This is a genomic window from Opitutia bacterium ISCC 52 (assembly GCA_014529675.2).
Taxonomy (GTDB): domain Bacteria; phylum Verrucomicrobiota; class Verrucomicrobiia; order Opitutales; family UBA2995; genus UBA2995.
The window spans coordinates 688,290-704,747 of the sequence record CP076040.1; the positions used below are offsets into that span (position 1 = coordinate 688,290).

The 16,458-nt window shown below is 49.7% G+C and carries 11 protein-coding genes and 1 pseudogene; 5 read left to right on the forward strand and 7 right to left on the reverse strand.

The features are described from left to right. Positions 1 to 32: 32 nt before the first annotated feature. Complete coding sequence (locus tag GA003_02955; protein ID QXD28956.1) at positions 33 to 920, reverse strand: DUF4159 domain-containing protein; 888 nt, start codon at positions 918 to 920, stop codon at positions 33 to 35. Beyond that, a complete protein-coding gene (locus GA003_02960) occupies positions 913 to 3,501 on the reverse strand; it encodes a tetratricopeptide repeat protein (GenBank protein QXD28957.1) in 2,589 nt (862 codons plus the stop codon). The genes GA003_02955 and GA003_02960 overlap by 8 nt, the downstream gene beginning before the upstream one ends. Before the next feature lie 230 nt (positions 3,502 to 3,731). On the opposite strand from GA003_02960, the gene GA003_02965 reads away from it, so the two are divergent. The 4 genes from GA003_02965 to GA003_02980 all read left to right on the forward strand — a co-directional run bounded on the left by GA003_02965 (position 3,732) and on the right by GA003_02980 (position 8,487). Next, positions 3,732 to 5,165: a DUF1501 domain-containing protein gene (locus tag GA003_02965; GenBank protein QXD28958.1), complete on the forward strand. Its 1,434-nt coding sequence runs from the start codon at positions 3,732 to 3,734 to the stop codon at positions 5,163 to 5,165. A 3-nt stretch (positions 5,166 to 5,168) separates the two neighbouring features. After that, on the forward strand, positions 5,169 to 7,499 hold the full coding sequence (locus GA003_02970; GenBank protein ID QXD28959.1) for a DUF1549 and DUF1553 domain-containing protein: 2,331 nt from the start codon (positions 5,169 to 5,171) through the stop codon (positions 7,497 to 7,499). 53 nt (positions 7,500 to 7,552) lie between these two features. After that, positions 7,553 to 8,077: a mechanosensitive ion channel family protein gene (locus GA003_02975; protein ID QXD28960.1), complete on the forward strand. Its 525-nt coding sequence runs from the start codon at positions 7,553 to 7,555 to the stop codon at positions 8,075 to 8,077. Between the two features lie 86 nt (positions 8,078 to 8,163). Then, a complete protein-coding gene (locus GA003_02980) occupies positions 8,164 to 8,487 on the forward strand; it encodes a hypothetical protein (protein QXD28961.1) in 324 nt (107 codons plus the stop codon). Between the two features lie 2 nt (positions 8,488 to 8,489). On the opposite strand, the pseudogene GA003_02985 reads toward GA003_02980, so the two are convergent. After that, positions 8,490 to 9,325, reverse strand: a pseudogene (locus GA003_02985) (mechanosensitive ion channel family protein). A gap of 284 nt (positions 9,326 to 9,609) precedes the next feature. Here GA003_02985 and GA003_02990 point away from each other — a divergent pair. Further along, entirely contained in the window at positions 9,610 to 9,855 is a 246-nt protein-coding gene (locus tag GA003_02990; protein QXD28962.1) for a hypothetical protein, read from the forward strand. Between the two features lie 162 nt (positions 9,856 to 10,017). Here GA003_02990 and GA003_02995 read toward each other — a convergent pair whose 3' ends face one another. The 4 genes from GA003_02995 to nuoL are packed head-to-tail and all read right to left on the reverse strand — an operon-like array spanning position 10,018 to position 16,454. Then, entirely contained in the window at positions 10,018 to 11,499 is a 1,482-nt protein-coding gene (locus tag GA003_02995) for an NADH-quinone oxidoreductase subunit N (protein QXD28963.1), read from the reverse strand. A gap of 9 nt (positions 11,500 to 11,508) precedes the next feature. Continuing rightward, positions 11,509 to 12,996 (reverse strand): NADH-quinone oxidoreductase subunit M, encoded by a 1,488-nt coding sequence (locus GA003_03000; protein ID QXD28964.1) that lies wholly within the window; start codon positions 12,994 to 12,996, stop codon positions 11,509 to 11,511. Next, positions 12,997 to 14,490, reverse strand: a complete 1,494-nt coding sequence (locus GA003_03005; GenBank protein ID QXD28965.1) for an NADH-quinone oxidoreductase subunit M — start codon at positions 14,488 to 14,490, stop codon at positions 12,997 to 12,999. It lies immediately after the preceding gene. Then, positions 14,487 to 16,454 carry an NADH-quinone oxidoreductase subunit L gene (nuoL, locus tag GA003_03010; GenBank protein QXD30325.1) on the reverse strand — a complete coding sequence of 656 codons (1,968 nt, stop codon included), beginning with the start codon at positions 16,452 to 16,454 and terminating at the stop codon, positions 14,487 to 14,489. The genes GA003_03005 and nuoL overlap by 4 nt, the downstream gene beginning before the upstream one ends. Positions 16,455 to 16,458: the final 4 nt, after the last annotated feature.

Below are 16,458 nucleotides of genomic sequence, written 5' to 3' on the forward strand. Positions count from 1 at the left end.
TGGGTAGAGGTTCTATTTTAAATGGGTGTGGATTAATGGGTCATCACGTAAAAGATGATGTTGATGCCCATCGGGTAGGCTTTCTTTTCGGCAAATTCGCGAAAGTACCATTCGGATTCGCCTTCGCGTTCCCAGCCATCACCGAGGTCGGTGTTTTGGCAGATGAGGACCATGAGGCGATTTTTGTCATCGAAGATACCGCGGTAGTGTACCGTTTTTGCATCCTCGCGTTCCCAGGTGATTCCCGAGCCTCGATTGTAAACAGCCGAGTTGATGCTGGGGACTTGCGGCTTTTCTTTGAGGTCGAAAACGGTGTGAAAAATAGGATGCTCAATAGGTAGGTCGATGAGCTGGCGGTCAGGAAAAACACGTTGGATCTCGTAGAGCACATTACTCCACTCAGCTTCTCCCCAGAAGTCATCAAACATGACAAAGCCACCATTGAGCAGATAGTCTTTCAGTGCGGTCACTTCGTTTTCCTGGAAACTGAGTCGACCGGCTTCTACTATATATAGAAAGGGATAGTCCTGAAGGTCCTCTTGGTCGAGGGTGACAACCACGGGCTCGGGACTGACCTTCATACTGGTCATCTGTTGGAGCCGGTAAGCAAGATTGAGTTCGGCATCTGGATAGTCCGTGGCCCAGCCACCGCCTCCTCTGCGTCCACCGCCTCGGCCCCAGCCACCCCGTCCGCCGTAGGAAGAGTATTGCACACGGGCAAACGTGAACACGTCATTCTTAAACTCTGGATCTACTTCCCAGGTGGGAATGCCAACTTGAGAGTTTCCATAACCTCCTCGTCCTCCGCGCTGTCCATGCAGGAAGGGTAAAGTAACCAGAACGGATAAGCATACGGCTGCGACCCAAGCCTGTTTGGATCCAGCCAGCTGTTTCGCGGTATCGAAAATTCGTTTACTCATGGACGGGTGGAACTTTAAAGCCGGTCAGGAAAGCTTCCTCATCGGCCGGATTATTTATCTGGTGAAGTAATATATAGGCATCGCGGTAGCGCGGCGCTTCCTCGAGGGCCATGATGGCCTGACGGCGTGCGCGTACCTTGTTAGAGGGCATATACTGTTTCGCGAGACGATAGTGAACGGAGGCAATGTCATGGGGATCGAGTGCAACCAGGGCTTCGCCTGCTTTGATAGCTCCATCTGGTTCGCCCAGCTCTTCACCGGTTCTTAATAACGCCCTCCAGGGAGTTTCGGCCAGAGGGTTAATCGCAAGCCAGGCGTTGCTCCACTTCTTGAGAGCGATCCAGTCGTCTCTCTCAAATGCCATGGTCAGAAGTCTTGTAACCGCGTCCAGATCATGAGCATCGTTTTCGGCAATATTGATCCAGGTCTCACGCTCCTTCTCAGTCTCTTCCAGTTGCTGGTAAACGTAAGCTAGCAAGCCATGTGCATTTTCTTCGCCTGGTATGTAGCCGGCTCCTTCGATGAGCGTCTCCAGGCTGGTTCTTGCTTCTTCCCACTTTTCTTCAGTGACGAGTTCACCCGCTTCGGCGAGTGCTTCCAAATAGCTCGTACCCGGCGACATGGCGGTGAGCGCCTTTTCAAGCATGGTTTCAGGTTCGGCGAGATCGTACTCGCCACCCATTGCATTCGCCAATTCTCGAGCCCAGGTTGAAAAAGATCGGTCAAGAAATTCCAGAGGTGCCACGTGTTCTTCGAGTGCGTCATTGGTATTTGTTCCGTGCCCAAGAGTATGAAGTACTTCGCGCATCGCTTCTTCTCCGAATTTCTCAAAGAGGAATTTTACCACCAGGTAAGATTGAAAATAGGCGAACTGCACATCTTCATCGTCCTGGGCTTGAAGGAAGGCCGCGCTCATCTCACTGATCTTGTGGGCTTCTCGGTCGAGTATGCGTTCGCGAAAATCGATGGACATGCGACGACCCCAGGAGGAATTCTCTTCCATCTCTTCGTAGACTGAAATCCCTTCACTGAGCCATCGTGGCATGCGGTTGCGCGTCATCTTTAAGGTGATGGTGTGGCAAAATTCGTGCCAAAGCACCGATTCCCAATTGGCTTGTCGCGTGGCTGGGCTGTTCACGGTGACGACTGGGCCGAAACAGACACCCAGGTAACCGGGGTTGCCGGGCATGCCAAATGTGCGTACTCCAAAATCGCCTGGGTTGGGATAGATTTCGACCGTAGTCTTCTCATCAAGCTCGACGCCGTATTTAGCAGAGAGTGTGTCGTAAGCTTTCTCCAATAACTCTTTTGCCCGTTGTCCGTAAATGGGAGCTTCCTCTTTGCCCATCTTGAGATAGAAGTGCTCTGATTCGATGGTTACAAAATCATCGATCTTGTCGCTCAAGGTAACCAGGTTGAATACCTCCACATTGTAAGGGTCCTCATCGTGAGCGATGTTTGCCAGATCCCAACCCTCTGTTTCGTGCTTTGAGCCGAGACGTAAGAGGTCTTGAGCGAGTTGAATCTTGGCGGGCGAGAAAGAGGGGTCGAACGCCAAGGCTTTGCGTTGGGCATCAGCTCCTTCTTTGAACCAATACTTTTGAGAGAGCTTGCGGCCAATGATGTAGTCGACCTGCGGATTGGTATGCCAGGAAGCCAAAGCGGTTTGTCGATATAGCTCGGCGGTGAGTGGGTCATTTTGTAGAAAAGCAATGACGGCACTGAGTGCGAGAGCTTCGGGATGAACCGGATTTACGGTGAGCGCTTGCTCGAGCATAATATCGGCATCCTCGTAGGCTTCAGCATCGATGAGGTGCTCTGCCATTAGTATCATACTAGGTACGTGGTTTTCATTCAGCTGGAGTGCTCTCTGTGAAAACTGAACTAATTGGGACCGATCGCCGTTTTTGAAAGATGCGGCAAGTCCGTGGATGAGGGGTGGATGATCTGGGAAGAGCTCAATGCCTGATTGAAAGTGTTTCGAGGCGAGCCGGTAGTCACCTTTGCTCAGAGCAAGATTGCCAGGAGCTAGAAATGCTTCGGGGGGAGGTTCATCACTCCCTTGGGCCTGGTTATAAAAATTCTCCAATACGACTCGTGGCTCTACGCCGAGTTGAATGGCGACATCACCCAGTTCGACCAGCGCTTCTGGGCTTCGAACTCGGCGAGCCCACATGGAAAAATAGGAGCTCAGCATGTCCAGGTGCTCTTGGGCATCATCTGGCAGATTATTATAGCGTGCCGCTTCTATGGCCAACAAGCGGATGGAAATACTATAGGTTCTTCGACTGAGTCCTTCCTGGATGATTTCGTAGGCTTCTTCATAGCGGCCTACCGTCATTAATGTTTTAGCTCTGAGATACCACCAGGTGTCATTCCAGGGGTTGGCTTCGGTCTGCACCTCGAGTTGCGGAAGCAATTCTTCGTATTTACCGAACTGGTAATTTTCAAAGGCTTCATCCCAGCTGATCCGTTCCGGCTTTTCTTCTTCCTGCGAGAACAAGTTTTGCCCAACTATAAATGCACAAAAAAAGCATCCGACGAGCGTTCGACGGATGAAATGATACGGTAGGGAAGACACAGAATTAAAATCGGCTGGATAAGGATTAATCGCAAGGGAATAACGCACCCAAATCCAGAGGGGTTACGCTTCTTTACTATTCCTTCAGTCCTGATATTTTTATCTTTGTTCTTAGAAATCGAACATAAATTTCTTTGCAAAGTTTGGATGGGGGATGTCCTTGCCTTAAAATAAAACTTCGATCTAATAAATCAGCGTCTTTAGTTACCCTGTCCTAAAAAGGTATACCCATGAATTATCACCCCGAGAATGAGCGCGTCTATACGCGTCGCGATTTCCTGAATCGTTGTGGCATGGGTATGGGGACTCTTGGCTTAGGCGCTTTATTTGGAAGTGAATTGTCGGCCTCAAGTTCCCAGGGGAATCCTACCTTAGCTGAGCGTGCGCCGCATTTCCAAGCCAAGGCCAAACGAGTCATTCATATTTTTGCCAATGGAGGTCCGTCTCAGGTGGATACCTTCGACCCAAAGCCTATGTTACGTGAGTGGCATGGACGTCTGCTCCCCAATAAACTGAAGACGGAGCGAGTGACCGGTGCTGCGATGGGTTCTCCCTTTGAATTCAAACCATACGGCCAAAGTGGCACGGAGGTCAGTGAACTTTTTTCTCATGTAGGTGAATGTGTGGACGACATCGCGGTGATCCGTTCCATGCATACTGATGTACCTAATCACGAGCCGTCCCTACTGATGATGAATTGTGGCGAGGCACGGTTGCCACGTCCGAGTATGGGATCCTGGTTGACCTATGGATTGGGGACGGAGAATCAAAATTTGCCCGGCTTTCTTTCCATGTGTCCAAACGGCTTTCCTGTATCGGATGCCATGAACTGGCAGAACGCATTTCTACCTGGCATTTTTCAGGGGACCTATATCGACACCAAGCACGAAGATATTGAAAAGCTTTTGGAGAATATCCAAAACCATCACACCGGTTATGACGCTCAGCGGAAGCAACTGGATCTTTTGCAGAAGATAAATGCCTATCATGCTTCGAGTCGTCGGGATGATGGGCGTCTTGATGCTCGTATCCAATCCTTTGAGTTGGCTTACCGAATGCAGATGGAAGCGACTGATGCTTTCGACATTACCCGCGAGCCAAAGCACATTCGTGAAATGTACGGCGAAGGTTTGCAGGCTCGTCAGCTCTTGGTCGCACGTCGATTAGCGGAGCGTGGTGTGAGATTTACTCAAGTGTGGACGGGGTATCGGCAGCCTTGGGACAATCACGACGATTTAGAGACACGCCATCGAAAGCTTGCGCAGGAATGCGACCAACCGATTGCGGCTTTACTAAAAGACCTCAAGATGCGTGGGATGCTTGAGGATACCTTGGTCATTTGGGGAGGGGAATTTGGACGGACCCCCGTGGTCGAACTGTCTGTTCCCGGAGCGAACCAAGGAAAGATGAATGGTCGGGATCACAACAATCATGGCTTTTCTATGTGGATGGCAGGGGGAGGCGTGCGTGGTGGTTACGTGCATGGTGCAACCGATGAATTTGGATTCGCTGCTGTTGAAAACCGTGTTCATGTGCATGACCTGCATGCGACGATTCTTCATTTGATGGGATTTGATCATGAGAAACTCACCTACCGGTATGCGGGGCGAGACTTCCGACTGACAGACGTGCACGGAAATGTCGTTCATGAATTGATCGCTTAAAAGATGATCAGGCCTATTTCATATCTGCTCACGCTTGGCTCTTTGATACTGTTCCAAGGAACTGTCTTGGGAACGACGAAACTGGACCCAGCGTATGATATGTCGACGGCTGAAACTCATTGGGCATTTGTTCCTTTGGTAAAGCCACAGGTTCCAGAAGCTCTGCGGCCAAGCGGGGGAAATGAGGTGGATGCATTCATTCTCGGAAAACTTAATGCTGAAGGCCTTCGGCAAGCAGACCCAACTGACAAGCGAACGCTCATCCGGCGGGTAACTTATGATCTGACGGGTTTGCCTCCCACCTACGAAGAGCTACATGCCTTTCTAAGCGATAATTCCGATGGCGCGTACGAACGCTTGGTTGAACGGCTACTTGCTTCGGAAGCTTACGGTGAGCGTTGGGCACGTCACTGGTTGGATGTGGCGCGATATGCAGATTCAAAGGGCATTTTTCGAAGAGGGCGTTACGCCTTTTCTCACACCTATCGCGATTATGTGATTCAAGCCTTCAATGAAGATAAACCTTACGACCAGTTTGTTCTAGAGCAGATCGCTGCGGACCAACTGGAGCTGGGAGAGGACAAAAGCGCTTTGGCTGCGATGGGTTTCCTTACCTTAGGTAGAACCTTTTTCGGGCGGAAGGACTACATTATTGATGATCAAATCGATGTGGTTACCCGAGGGCTTCAAGGACTGACTGTGAGTTGCGCCCGTTGCCATGATCACAAATTTGATCCGATTCCCATTAAAGACTATTATTCTTTGCATGGCATCTTTGCTTCTTCGCAAGATGCCAAGGAGCTTCCGGTCATCCGCCACCCTGATAATGAAGAGGATTATCAAGCTTACCTTGACGAGCAGGACCGCATTGACGCAGAGATTCGCGAAGTGACTGATAAGGTCATCGATACTTTTATCATAGAAGAGCGTTCGTTGACGGGCAGTCATCTTGCTGCTGTGGATGAAGCACGAGCGATTGAAAGTGAAGACGACTTCAAAGTGTTTGCTGGATCGAAGGGAGTGTCGGACAGTATACTGCGCCTTTGGGTTGATTATTTTGAGCATGAATCTGCTGAGCAGCATACACTCATAAGAAGTTGGTTGGATTCACCGCTCGGTGAAAAGGCGCGCATAGAAGATTTCAATCAACGCTTTGCGGAGGCGACCAAGGATGAGAGCGATGCCTACCCGGATATTAAGGCTTATTTTGATGAAGCTGATTTCCCCTTGAATCCTGACCGGGACGAGGTGGAAGTGTGGATCCGCAGAACGATTGGGGGAAAGACTGGGGACTTGTCAGGTGAAAAAATGGCTTTGGAATGGACTCATTCTGGGGCTCCTTTTCGAGCTCACATTTTAGAGGATATCCCTAAGCCGAAGAATTCCTCCGTCTACCTTCGAGGGAATCCGAAGAATCTTGGTGAAGAAGTTCCTCGTCAGTATCTGCAAGTCCTCGGGGAGAAGAACCCGCAGCCTTTCAATGAAGGCAGTGGACGTCTGGAATTAGCCCGTGCGATTGCCAGTGAGGATAATCCGCTGACGGCACGAGTTTTTGTGAACCGTGTATGGGGTTGGCATATGGGTAAGGAAATTGTGGATACTCCCAGTGACTTTGGAGTCCGCACTCCGGAACCTGCTCAGATTGACCTTTTGAACTGGTTGGCTTCCAGCTTTATTGAGTCGGGTTGGTCGATGAAGGCTTTGCATAGGTTGATCGTGCTTTCGAATACCTATCGGCTGTCCAGTTTGCCGATTGAAGAGACGCTCGCCCAAGACTCTTCAAATGTGCTCTGGCATTATTTTCCGAAAGCGCGGCTCGATTTCGAATCCATGCGAGACACTTTGCTTATGGTATCTGGTAATTTGGATCGAACCATGGGGGGACTCCAGGTCGACATCACTGATCCTACAACCAATCGCCGGACGGTTTACGCATACATCGACCGTCGAGATGTGCCAGGTATTTTTCGAACGTTCGACCATCCTAGCCCGGAGGCTACTTCACCAGCTCGGTTTGAAACCGTAGTCCCTCAGCAGGCTCTCTTTTTAATGAATAGTCCTTTCGTGATTGAGCAATCAAAGCATCTGGCACAACGATCTAAACTGGAAGCAGGTGAGATCCCGGAAGATCGTATTCGACACATTTACCAAGTACTCTATCAACGTGAGGCGACAAGCGAAGAGGTCTTGGCTGGTTTGGAGTTTGTTGATCAAGCATCACAGTTGCCTACGAATGATGTGAGTGAAGAAGACTCTGAGCAGCAATCTTTGTCTTCTTGGGAACTGTACTCTCAGGTATTGTTATTCTCGAACGAGCTGATGTTCCTCGATTGAGCCGTTACTGAGAATTCAATTGCACGAACAAGTGCTTCTGTTACTTCAGAAATATGCCGATTCTAGATAGTGTATACGAACACCTTCCTCGTTACCTTCCGGTGATCATCATCGCCTTTGTGGTGTTTGTCGCGCTTCGGTTGATCCGGTGGCTGTGGTTAGAAAAGAAATTTGATACCTTTTCCGATCACAAAATTGTGCCTCAGATTCTGATGCTCGGATTGAATCTGGTAGGGCTCGTCTTAATCGTCCTCGCTCTACCAATCAGTGATAATTTGCGGGGGCAGATCTTAAGTCTTTTTGGATTATTACTTACCGGTGTGATGGCTTTATCTTCGGCAACTTTTGTGTCGAATCTGTTTGGGGGGTCTATGCTCAGGTTAACTCGAAGTTTTCGTATCGGTGATTATATTCGGGTTGGAGAGCAATTTGGAAGAGTGTCTGAACGTGGGTTTTTCCATACGGAGATCCAAACGGTTGACCGAGATCTCACGACATTCCCAAATCTGTATCTCATAACGAATCCTGTCACTGTAGTTCATAAGTCAGTACTATCATTTCAGCGACTATTTCTTTAGGCTACGATATCTCACACACTCGTATTGAGCGGCTCCTCAATTTAGCTGCCGAGAAGGTAGGGCTCGATGACCCGTATGTGCATGTCATGGAGCTGGGAAATTTCTCGATCAGCTACAAAGTGTTTGGGTTTCTGCAGGTCACAAAAAACATAATTGCCGCTCGGTCGGATCTTAATAAATCTATTCTGGATACCTTGCACGCGGATGGCGTGGAAATAGTTTCACCAAGCTTTATGAATCAACGCCTTCAGAAAGAGGGCGTTGTTTTTATTCCGGATGCCAAGGTGTCCCAGCCTCCTGTAAGGAAAGAGGAAAAGAAGTCTGCTGAAGCGATCGTTTTCGACAAGGCTGAGGAAGCCGCCGCACAAGCTTATGAAGAGAGAGAAAATTCCGAAGAGGATAATCCCTAGGATTAACTTTCCCTGACGATACGCACGTCGCGTTGTGGGAAAGGGATGCCAATATTGGCAGCCTTTAGCTCTTTGAATACGGCGAGGTTAGCTCTATAAATAGCCTTGTGGTAATCGTTTTAGGCACCCAATAGCGGTAGCCAATGTTGATAGAAGAATCGGCAAATTCTTCAATGCCTACTTCGGGCTCGTTTTCCTGATTGATGCCCTCTGTTTCAGACAGTGCTTTTTGTACGGCCTGGATAGCGACTTCTGGATCTGCTTCGTATTCAATTCCGACTACGCCTTCTGCAACGCGACATTCGTAGGAGTTGCTGAGGATCTCACCTAGAACGCGACGATTGGGGATGGTTATTAACTCTCCGTCTTCTGCCTTCAGCTGAGTGTATCCTAAATGTATGCCATCAGCCAAGCCGGTGACAGCGCCGCGCTCATCCAGAACCGTCAGGGTGTCATTTACGGTGAAGGGTCTTGTGATGATGAGAACAATACCCGCTCCGTATTTTGAAATAGGGCCTTGAACAGCCAAACTTAAACCCAAGGCACTGGCTCCTAAGAGGGCTACAAAAGGGGCGATTTCTATCCCCAGTTTATTGAGGGCGATGACCATGAATATGACGACAACGAGAAGTTTCGTAACGCCGGCAAAGAACCGTTCTAGAGTAACATCTATGTTTCTCTTTTTGCAGATCTTGGTGACAACACGGCCGAGCATTCCACCGATGATGAATCCTACAATGAGAATTATTATGCCACCTATAATCTGGAAGCTGTAGTTTACAAAAAACTCAATTACGGTGTCTAAAATCTTCTGAAGCTGATCAATTTCCTCGTTCATCAGTTTTCATCGTAGAGTTAGTCGTGGGTTTGGTATTTATAGCAGAAGCCTTTCTGTTGATGTTTCTTTTCGCGTTTCTGATTGCGAAGCTTGGTTGGAAACGACCGGGGTGGTTGCTGTTTATCGTATTTTCCATACTCGGGAGTATGGCTTTTGCGGTTCCATTTATGCTCTACTTTCAACTCAGAAAAGAGAGAGTTGAATAATTTCTATGTCCAGTGGTTTATTAGGGTAATATGGTAGACGCTAAACTCTCAATTTCTGAGGAACTACTCCTCTTGGCAATGGACGACGAAAAAGGAAAGCTGGTTAGCCCGTCCATTGACGGTTTGCTTACTCTTATCGGTACGGCGAAGCTCGAAAACGTGGTGTTTCCCAAGGGCAAGGCAAAAGGCGCCAAAAAACTCATCGCCGATCTCAAGAAAGATGACGCGATCGGTTCCGCTATTTCCTCCGCCATCTCAGGGCTTGAGGCCGCGATTACGGTCGCGATCATTGCTTCAGTGGCAGCGTCTTCTGCGGGGAGTTAGGTGAACAAGCTGCTAGTCATTTGAATATTAACTTCCTACTTCCTGTCTACGATCCTAACTCATCTGTAGGAGCAAACTTGTTCGCGACTCAAACGTAGATATAGGTGCAGGTCGGGAAATACCAAGGCTTTAGCCGACAGCCAAGCGAAATACCGTTTGCTCCTACAAATAACTCGCAATAAATTCGACCAATCCTGTGGGATATATTCCCAGACCAACGGTTAGAACAGCTAACACGATCAGGCCAAGGCCTTCCAGCTTACCCACTTGAATGGAGGAAAGCGTAGGGTTGTCATTCGATACGAGGAAGGCCTTCAACACTTTGACGTAGTAAAAAAGTGACACCGCAGACATCATGAGTGCGACTGAGATGAGCCAGTAGAATCCTTCGTTCCAGGTTGTGATCTCTGGTTGCGATCCTATTGCAGCCATAAAGAGATAGAGCTTTCCAAAGAAGCCGGACAATGGAGGAATTCCTGCCAGCGACAGGATAAAAATCATGAACAACAGACTCAGTCGTGGATTCTGTTTCCAGCATCCATTGAAATCATCGATGTTAGCTTCACGACCCAGTCGATCGTTGATGATGCCGATAATGGTAAATGCTCCGAGGGTCGCGCAGGAATAAATGATGGTATAAAATAGGATGGAAACGTAACCTTCCTTGTTCGCACTGAGTAGGCCGATAAGGATGTAACCTGCGTGAGCTACACTGGAATAGGCGAGTAGTCGCTTGACGCAGGTCTGCCGGAGAGCTCCGATATTTCCTAGCACCATACTAATAACCGAAATCACAACCAGACTGGTGATCAGAGTTTCTCGATGGATTGAGTGCTCCAATAACGGACCAAACAATTGAATGAGGACAAAGAAGCTGGCGATCTTTGATCCGGTAGCGATCCAGGCGGCAACAGGAACGGGTGCGCACTGATACGTATCGGGTGCCCACAGGTGAAATGGGGCGGCAGCGATTTTAAAACCAAGGCCGACCACAATTCCCGTCGCAGCGATCAATAGATAGCTGGCCGGTGCTTGCCCTGATTGAAGGGCTGCTGTGATGTCGGCAAAGTTTAAGGCGTGCGTTGCTCCGTAAAGATAGCTCAGGCCATAAAGAAGAAAGGCGGATGAAACTCCTCCAATGGCAAAATACTTAACACCCGCTTCGACCGAAAAATCTTTTTTGTTTTGAAAGGCAGTGAGTCCGTATAGGCTCAGCGAGATCAGTTCGAGAGCCACAAAGAACATGATCAGGTTCTGAGCTGTAATGACAAAACCCATACCAAGCGTACTCAGTAGGATCAGTCCAAAATACTCACTGACATGTTGGTTGGGGACTTGGGGTTTGGAAAACTGGATGACAAACAAAGCCAAAACGAAAACCAATGCTTTGAAACCCAGTGTGAGTGGCGTCAGCACGAGTTGCCCGTCCCAATTGGTCGGTGCTTCAGTCGCGCAGCAGTATTGCCAAATGACTCCAGCCAGTCCGAGCAGGAGTGCAATCGAAGAAAGTGTCGCGGCCTTATTGGCGCGGGTCGTCAGATCCTTGTCTTTAAACTTGGTGTAGTCATAGCCGAGTGCCAGGAACATGCCGAGGACAACGATCAAGTCCGGTAGGGCGGCGAAAAATAGTTCTGAATAGCTCATCTCAGATACTTATTTGGCGGCGGTGGCTAGGGCCTCCAGGATCGGAGCCAAGCTCGGTTCGAGGATGGCGGTTAATAAATTGGGGTAGATGCCGATCGCTACGGCAAATAACAATAGGATGCCACAACCCGCTCGTTCGGCGACGGTCATCGGCGCGTAAACTTCATTCGGGTTGTTTGATGGCGATGACCTGAAAAAGGCTTCGTGAATCTTGACCAAGGTATAAGTGAAAGTGGCAAGTATGCCGAATCCAGCCAAGATGATGATCCAGATAGAGAACTGTCCTTGATGCCACGTGCCGATAAGAACGTGTAGTTCGGAAACAAAACCACTAAATCCAGGTAAGCCCATGGAGGCCAATCCTGCCACGATGAACACCCAACAGATGCCCGGCATGCGCTGCATCAAGTTGTGAAATTGATCCAGCTGTCTGGTATGAGTGCGCGAGTAAATGACCGTACCGACGATGGCGAAGAGCAGGGCTCCAATGATGCCGTGAGAGAACATTTGTAAAGATGCACCCATCAGGCCGACTTCATTTAACGTCGCCAGTCCCAGTAGGACAAAGCCCATGTGACTTACACTCGAGTAACCAATGACGTATTTAAAATCTTTCTGCACCAAGGCAATCAATGCGCCATAGACGATGTTGATGACTGCAATCCAACCGATGGCATGTGCCCAATAAATGGCTCCTTCTGGTAGCAGACCGATCGCAACACGGAGGCATCCGTAAGCCCCCAGTTTCATCACAACGCCGGCCAACAGCATGGAAGCTGCAGTGGGTGCCGCAACGTGACCAGTGGGAGCCCAGGTGTGGAATGGCCACATGCCGGCCAATATGCCAAACCCAATAAACAGGATGGGAAATACAACGACTTGAAACTGCGTGGAGAAGTCTCCTTCAGCCATGAGTTCTATCAGATCAAAGGTATTTAGCCCTGAGCCAAAGTAGAGGGCAATCAGTCCCAGCAAAGCAACGGCTGATCCGACAAAGGAATACAGCACCAGCTTCATCGCAGCGTAGGTCTTCTTTCCGCTTCCCCAGATCGCGATGATAAAGTACTTGGGGACGATAGCTATTTCGTAGAAGACAAAGAGGAGGAACAGATCGAGTGACAGAAAAACGCCAAACACCCCGCCGATCAGCGCAAAATAGTAAGCGTAGAATTGGTTAGGTCTGTCCTTTAATTCCCAGGAAAAGAGTACTCCGCAAATGGCGATCAGTCCGGTCAGAATGAGCAAGCTGATACTGAGTCCATCGACCCCGATTTTAAATTTCGCACCAATGGCCGGTATCCAGTCCAGGTCGATGACTTGTTGGAAAACTGCCGATCCGGCATTGAGGTATTGGAAGTAACAGACAACGGCCGCGCCAAAGGTAGACACTGCTGTGAGCAATGCCAGGTTTCGGATCAGCTTATTGTTCTTTGCCGGTATAAACCCGATCACCGCGGCACCGAGGAAGCTGATAATGACTGTAAGAAAAGCGATCATCTAGCCGGCGAGTAAGGTGCTGAGGGTTTCAATAAAACGGTTACTCAAGTTGAGCCAGGTCGTTGGGTAAACTCCGATACACACTGTCAATACGAGCAGTGGAGAAATGACCATGACTTCCTTGATGGAGATGTCTTTCAACTCTCCATGGGTATCGTGAGCCTGACCGGTGAAGATCCTTTGAATGATCGTCAGAAGGAAAATTGCGGTGGCTAACAAAGCGAGCAGAGCGATCGCAGTATGGATCGGTGCGAGTGCGAAGGCACCGGAGAAGATAAGAATCTCCGCGGCGAACCCTGCGAGGAATGGAAGTCCCAATGAGGAGAACACCAGGAAGCCGAATACAAATGCATACCTTGGCATGATGGCGCCGAGTCCGCCAAAACCGTGAATGTCTCGTGAGCCGCCCACGTCTTCAAGTTTACCAGCTATATAGAATAAGCCTGCTGCTCCGACACCATGGGCAAACATCTGGAGCATAGCTCCTTGCATGGCAATGGCTGGAGCATTGATCTTGTCGATCTCGCTTGCCGCTCCTGCTGCGAAGATAGCAAACATGCAGTAGGCCACGTGGTTGAGCGATGAGTAGGCCAACACCTTTTTGATGTCGCTTTGTCTCAAAGCCAGGAAAGCACCCCAGATAATTGTGATGAGCGCCACATTCAGTAAGGTGTCGGAGTGCTCCTGAATGCCTTCCGGGAAGATAGGGACTACCAGTCTCAGGAAACCATAGACGCCCATCTTTGACATGACGCCGGTCAGCACCATGCTGACCGGAACGGGGGCTTCCGCATAGGCGGGTGCCTGCCATGAGTGAAGTGGGAAGAGTGGAACTTTTACCCAGAGTCCGAGCATGACGGCCAGGAAGATCCAGCCATACCAGTCGCCCAATTTGCTGCTTACCACTCCATCCGCGGCAAGTTGACTTAGCTGGAGGAAGTCAAAACTTCCTGTTTTCAGGTAGAGGAAGAGCATGCCTAGGAGCATGGCGACTGAACCGAGCACGGTGAAAATGAAGAAACTAATCGCTGCTTTGTGACGTCCATTTCCTCCGTAAAGTTTGATGAGGAAAAAGGCAGGGACCAGAGCGGCTTCCCAGAAAATAAACCAATGGAAAAAGTTCAGTGCTGTGAATGCTCCGTAGAGTGCGGTGAACTGAATGAGGAGCAGGCTGAAGTAGGTGTTTGTCTTTTCTTCGATCTTCCAGGATGCCAACACGATGATGGGCGACAAAATGGCGACGAGTAGAATCAGCAATGCATTCAGCCCATCGATACCCACATAGTAATCTACACCAATGGAGGGAATCCACGCATACTTCTCAACGAATTGCAGACCTTCCTCTAGATTGAAACCGATGACTACGTAGATCGCCAGGAGACTGGAAATCAGACTACCAACCAAAGCGATGGGCTTACTCGCGCGGCCAGCGCCTGGCAGAAGCAATATCGCCAGGGCTGCAAGAACCGGTATGAATGTAATCGCGGTAATCATCGGGCAAGTAGTAGGAAGAGAATTCCAATCACCACGGCGCCGGCGGTGGCAATTCGTAGGTAACCTTGAAGAAAACCATTCTGTATAAAGGCGTTAATCTGGCTGCTTTCGTAAATGCGTTTGCAGGTGCCATCGAACGAGACCTGATCAATGAGTTTCTTATCGATCGTACCAGAAAATAACTGCCCGATCATCGAAACGATCGTGGTTGCGGCGACCACTATGATGTAAATCAATCCTTCGATCGCTGAAATTGCTTTGGCTAATGCGCCCCACAATTTGAAAGCGGTGAGTTGGTAAAGCTCATCCGCATAAAGTCGATTCTCCAACCAACCGTAGGGTGTGGCCATGATTCGCTTTACCGGATCCACATCGTCGATACCCATTTTCGCGCGAGTGTAGACCAGCAGGCCGAGGCCGATGCCACCGAGTGCGATGATCCAGCTGATGATGACAACGGTGGAGTTGTGCTGATGCACATGCACGCCGGACAGGTAATCCAGAACATGGTAGAAATGTTCGCTCACGTAACCCAGTAGCAATGCAAACACCGCCAGGATGACGAGTGGCACCGTCATTAAAGGAGGACTCTCGTGCACATGTCCTTCACCTCGGTATTTCCCCAGGAAAACATAACAGCACTGACGTGTCATATAAAAGGCAGTGAGCAGGGATGCAAACGCGCTGATCCAGAAAACAGTTTTATTGGCTGTCCAGGCACTGAGTAAAATTTGGTCCTTACTGAAGTAACCGCTGGTGAATGGAAATGCACACAGGGCGATCGTTCCGGCTAGGTATGCTAGGCTGGAAATCTTCATTTTGCTGAACACGCCCCCCATGAGGCGGATGTCCTGTTCGTCACCACAGCCGTGGATGATTGAACCCGCGCCCAGGAAGAGGAGCGCTTTAAAAAATGCATGAGTCAACAAGTGGAACATACCGATGGATACGCCACCTTCTTGAATGGCAAGTCCCCCAGCTCCCAGACCAACCATCATCAAACCCAGCTGACTCACGGTGGAGTAGGCGAGGATACGTTTGATATCGTATTGAGCGATGGCAATGAGGGCCGCAAACAGGGCCGTAAGTGCGCCGATCCAGATTACGATTTCAAGTGCCGCTGTATCGGCCAGGAAAAGTGGAAAAGCCCGAGCCACCAAAAATACACCAGCCGCAACCATGGTGGCAGCATGGATGAGTGCAGAGACGGGAGTGGGACCTTCCATTGCATCGGGCAACCATACATGCAGTGGAAGCTGACCGGATTTGCCAACCGCTCCGATAAATAGAAAGACCGCGATGACTCCGGCGCCATTGAGGCCCCAAAGCACGTTGGCGTTACTGGCAAGTGCTGCAATCGTGCCGCTTTCCAAAATGCCGGCACCCCCATCAAAAAAGAGAAAGGTACCTGTCGCTTTAAAGGCCCAAAGCAGGCCAATGAGAAAACCTAGGTCGCCGATCCTGGTAGTAATAAAAGCCTTTTTGGCTGCGGCTGCAGCGGACGGTTTATGGAACCAGAATCCGATGAGCAGGTAGGAGGCGAGTCCTACTATCTCCCAGAACATAAAGAGCATCAGCACACTATTGGCCACTACCAGGCCAAGCATACCCACCATGAATATCGACAGGTAGCAGAAGAAGCGACCCATGCGCTCGTCATGGCTCATGTAGCTGGCCGAATAGATAAATATCAGGAGGCCAATGAAGCTCACCATGGCCAGCATCGAACCGGTCAGAGAGTTGAGAACGACGCCGAACTCTAAGTCGACGCCTGCAATTTGCATCCAGGTGAAATTGTGTGTGAGGGTGTGAGCCTCATGACCCCAGGTGCCGGCGAACGCTTTCAAGGAGAACCCTAAGGAAACGGTAAGAGCGGCGATTGCCACCAAGGCCGACACCTTGCCCGACGGTTTGAGTAGAGCCAGTACGACCCCAGCGATCAGTGGACAAATCGGTATCCACATCAGC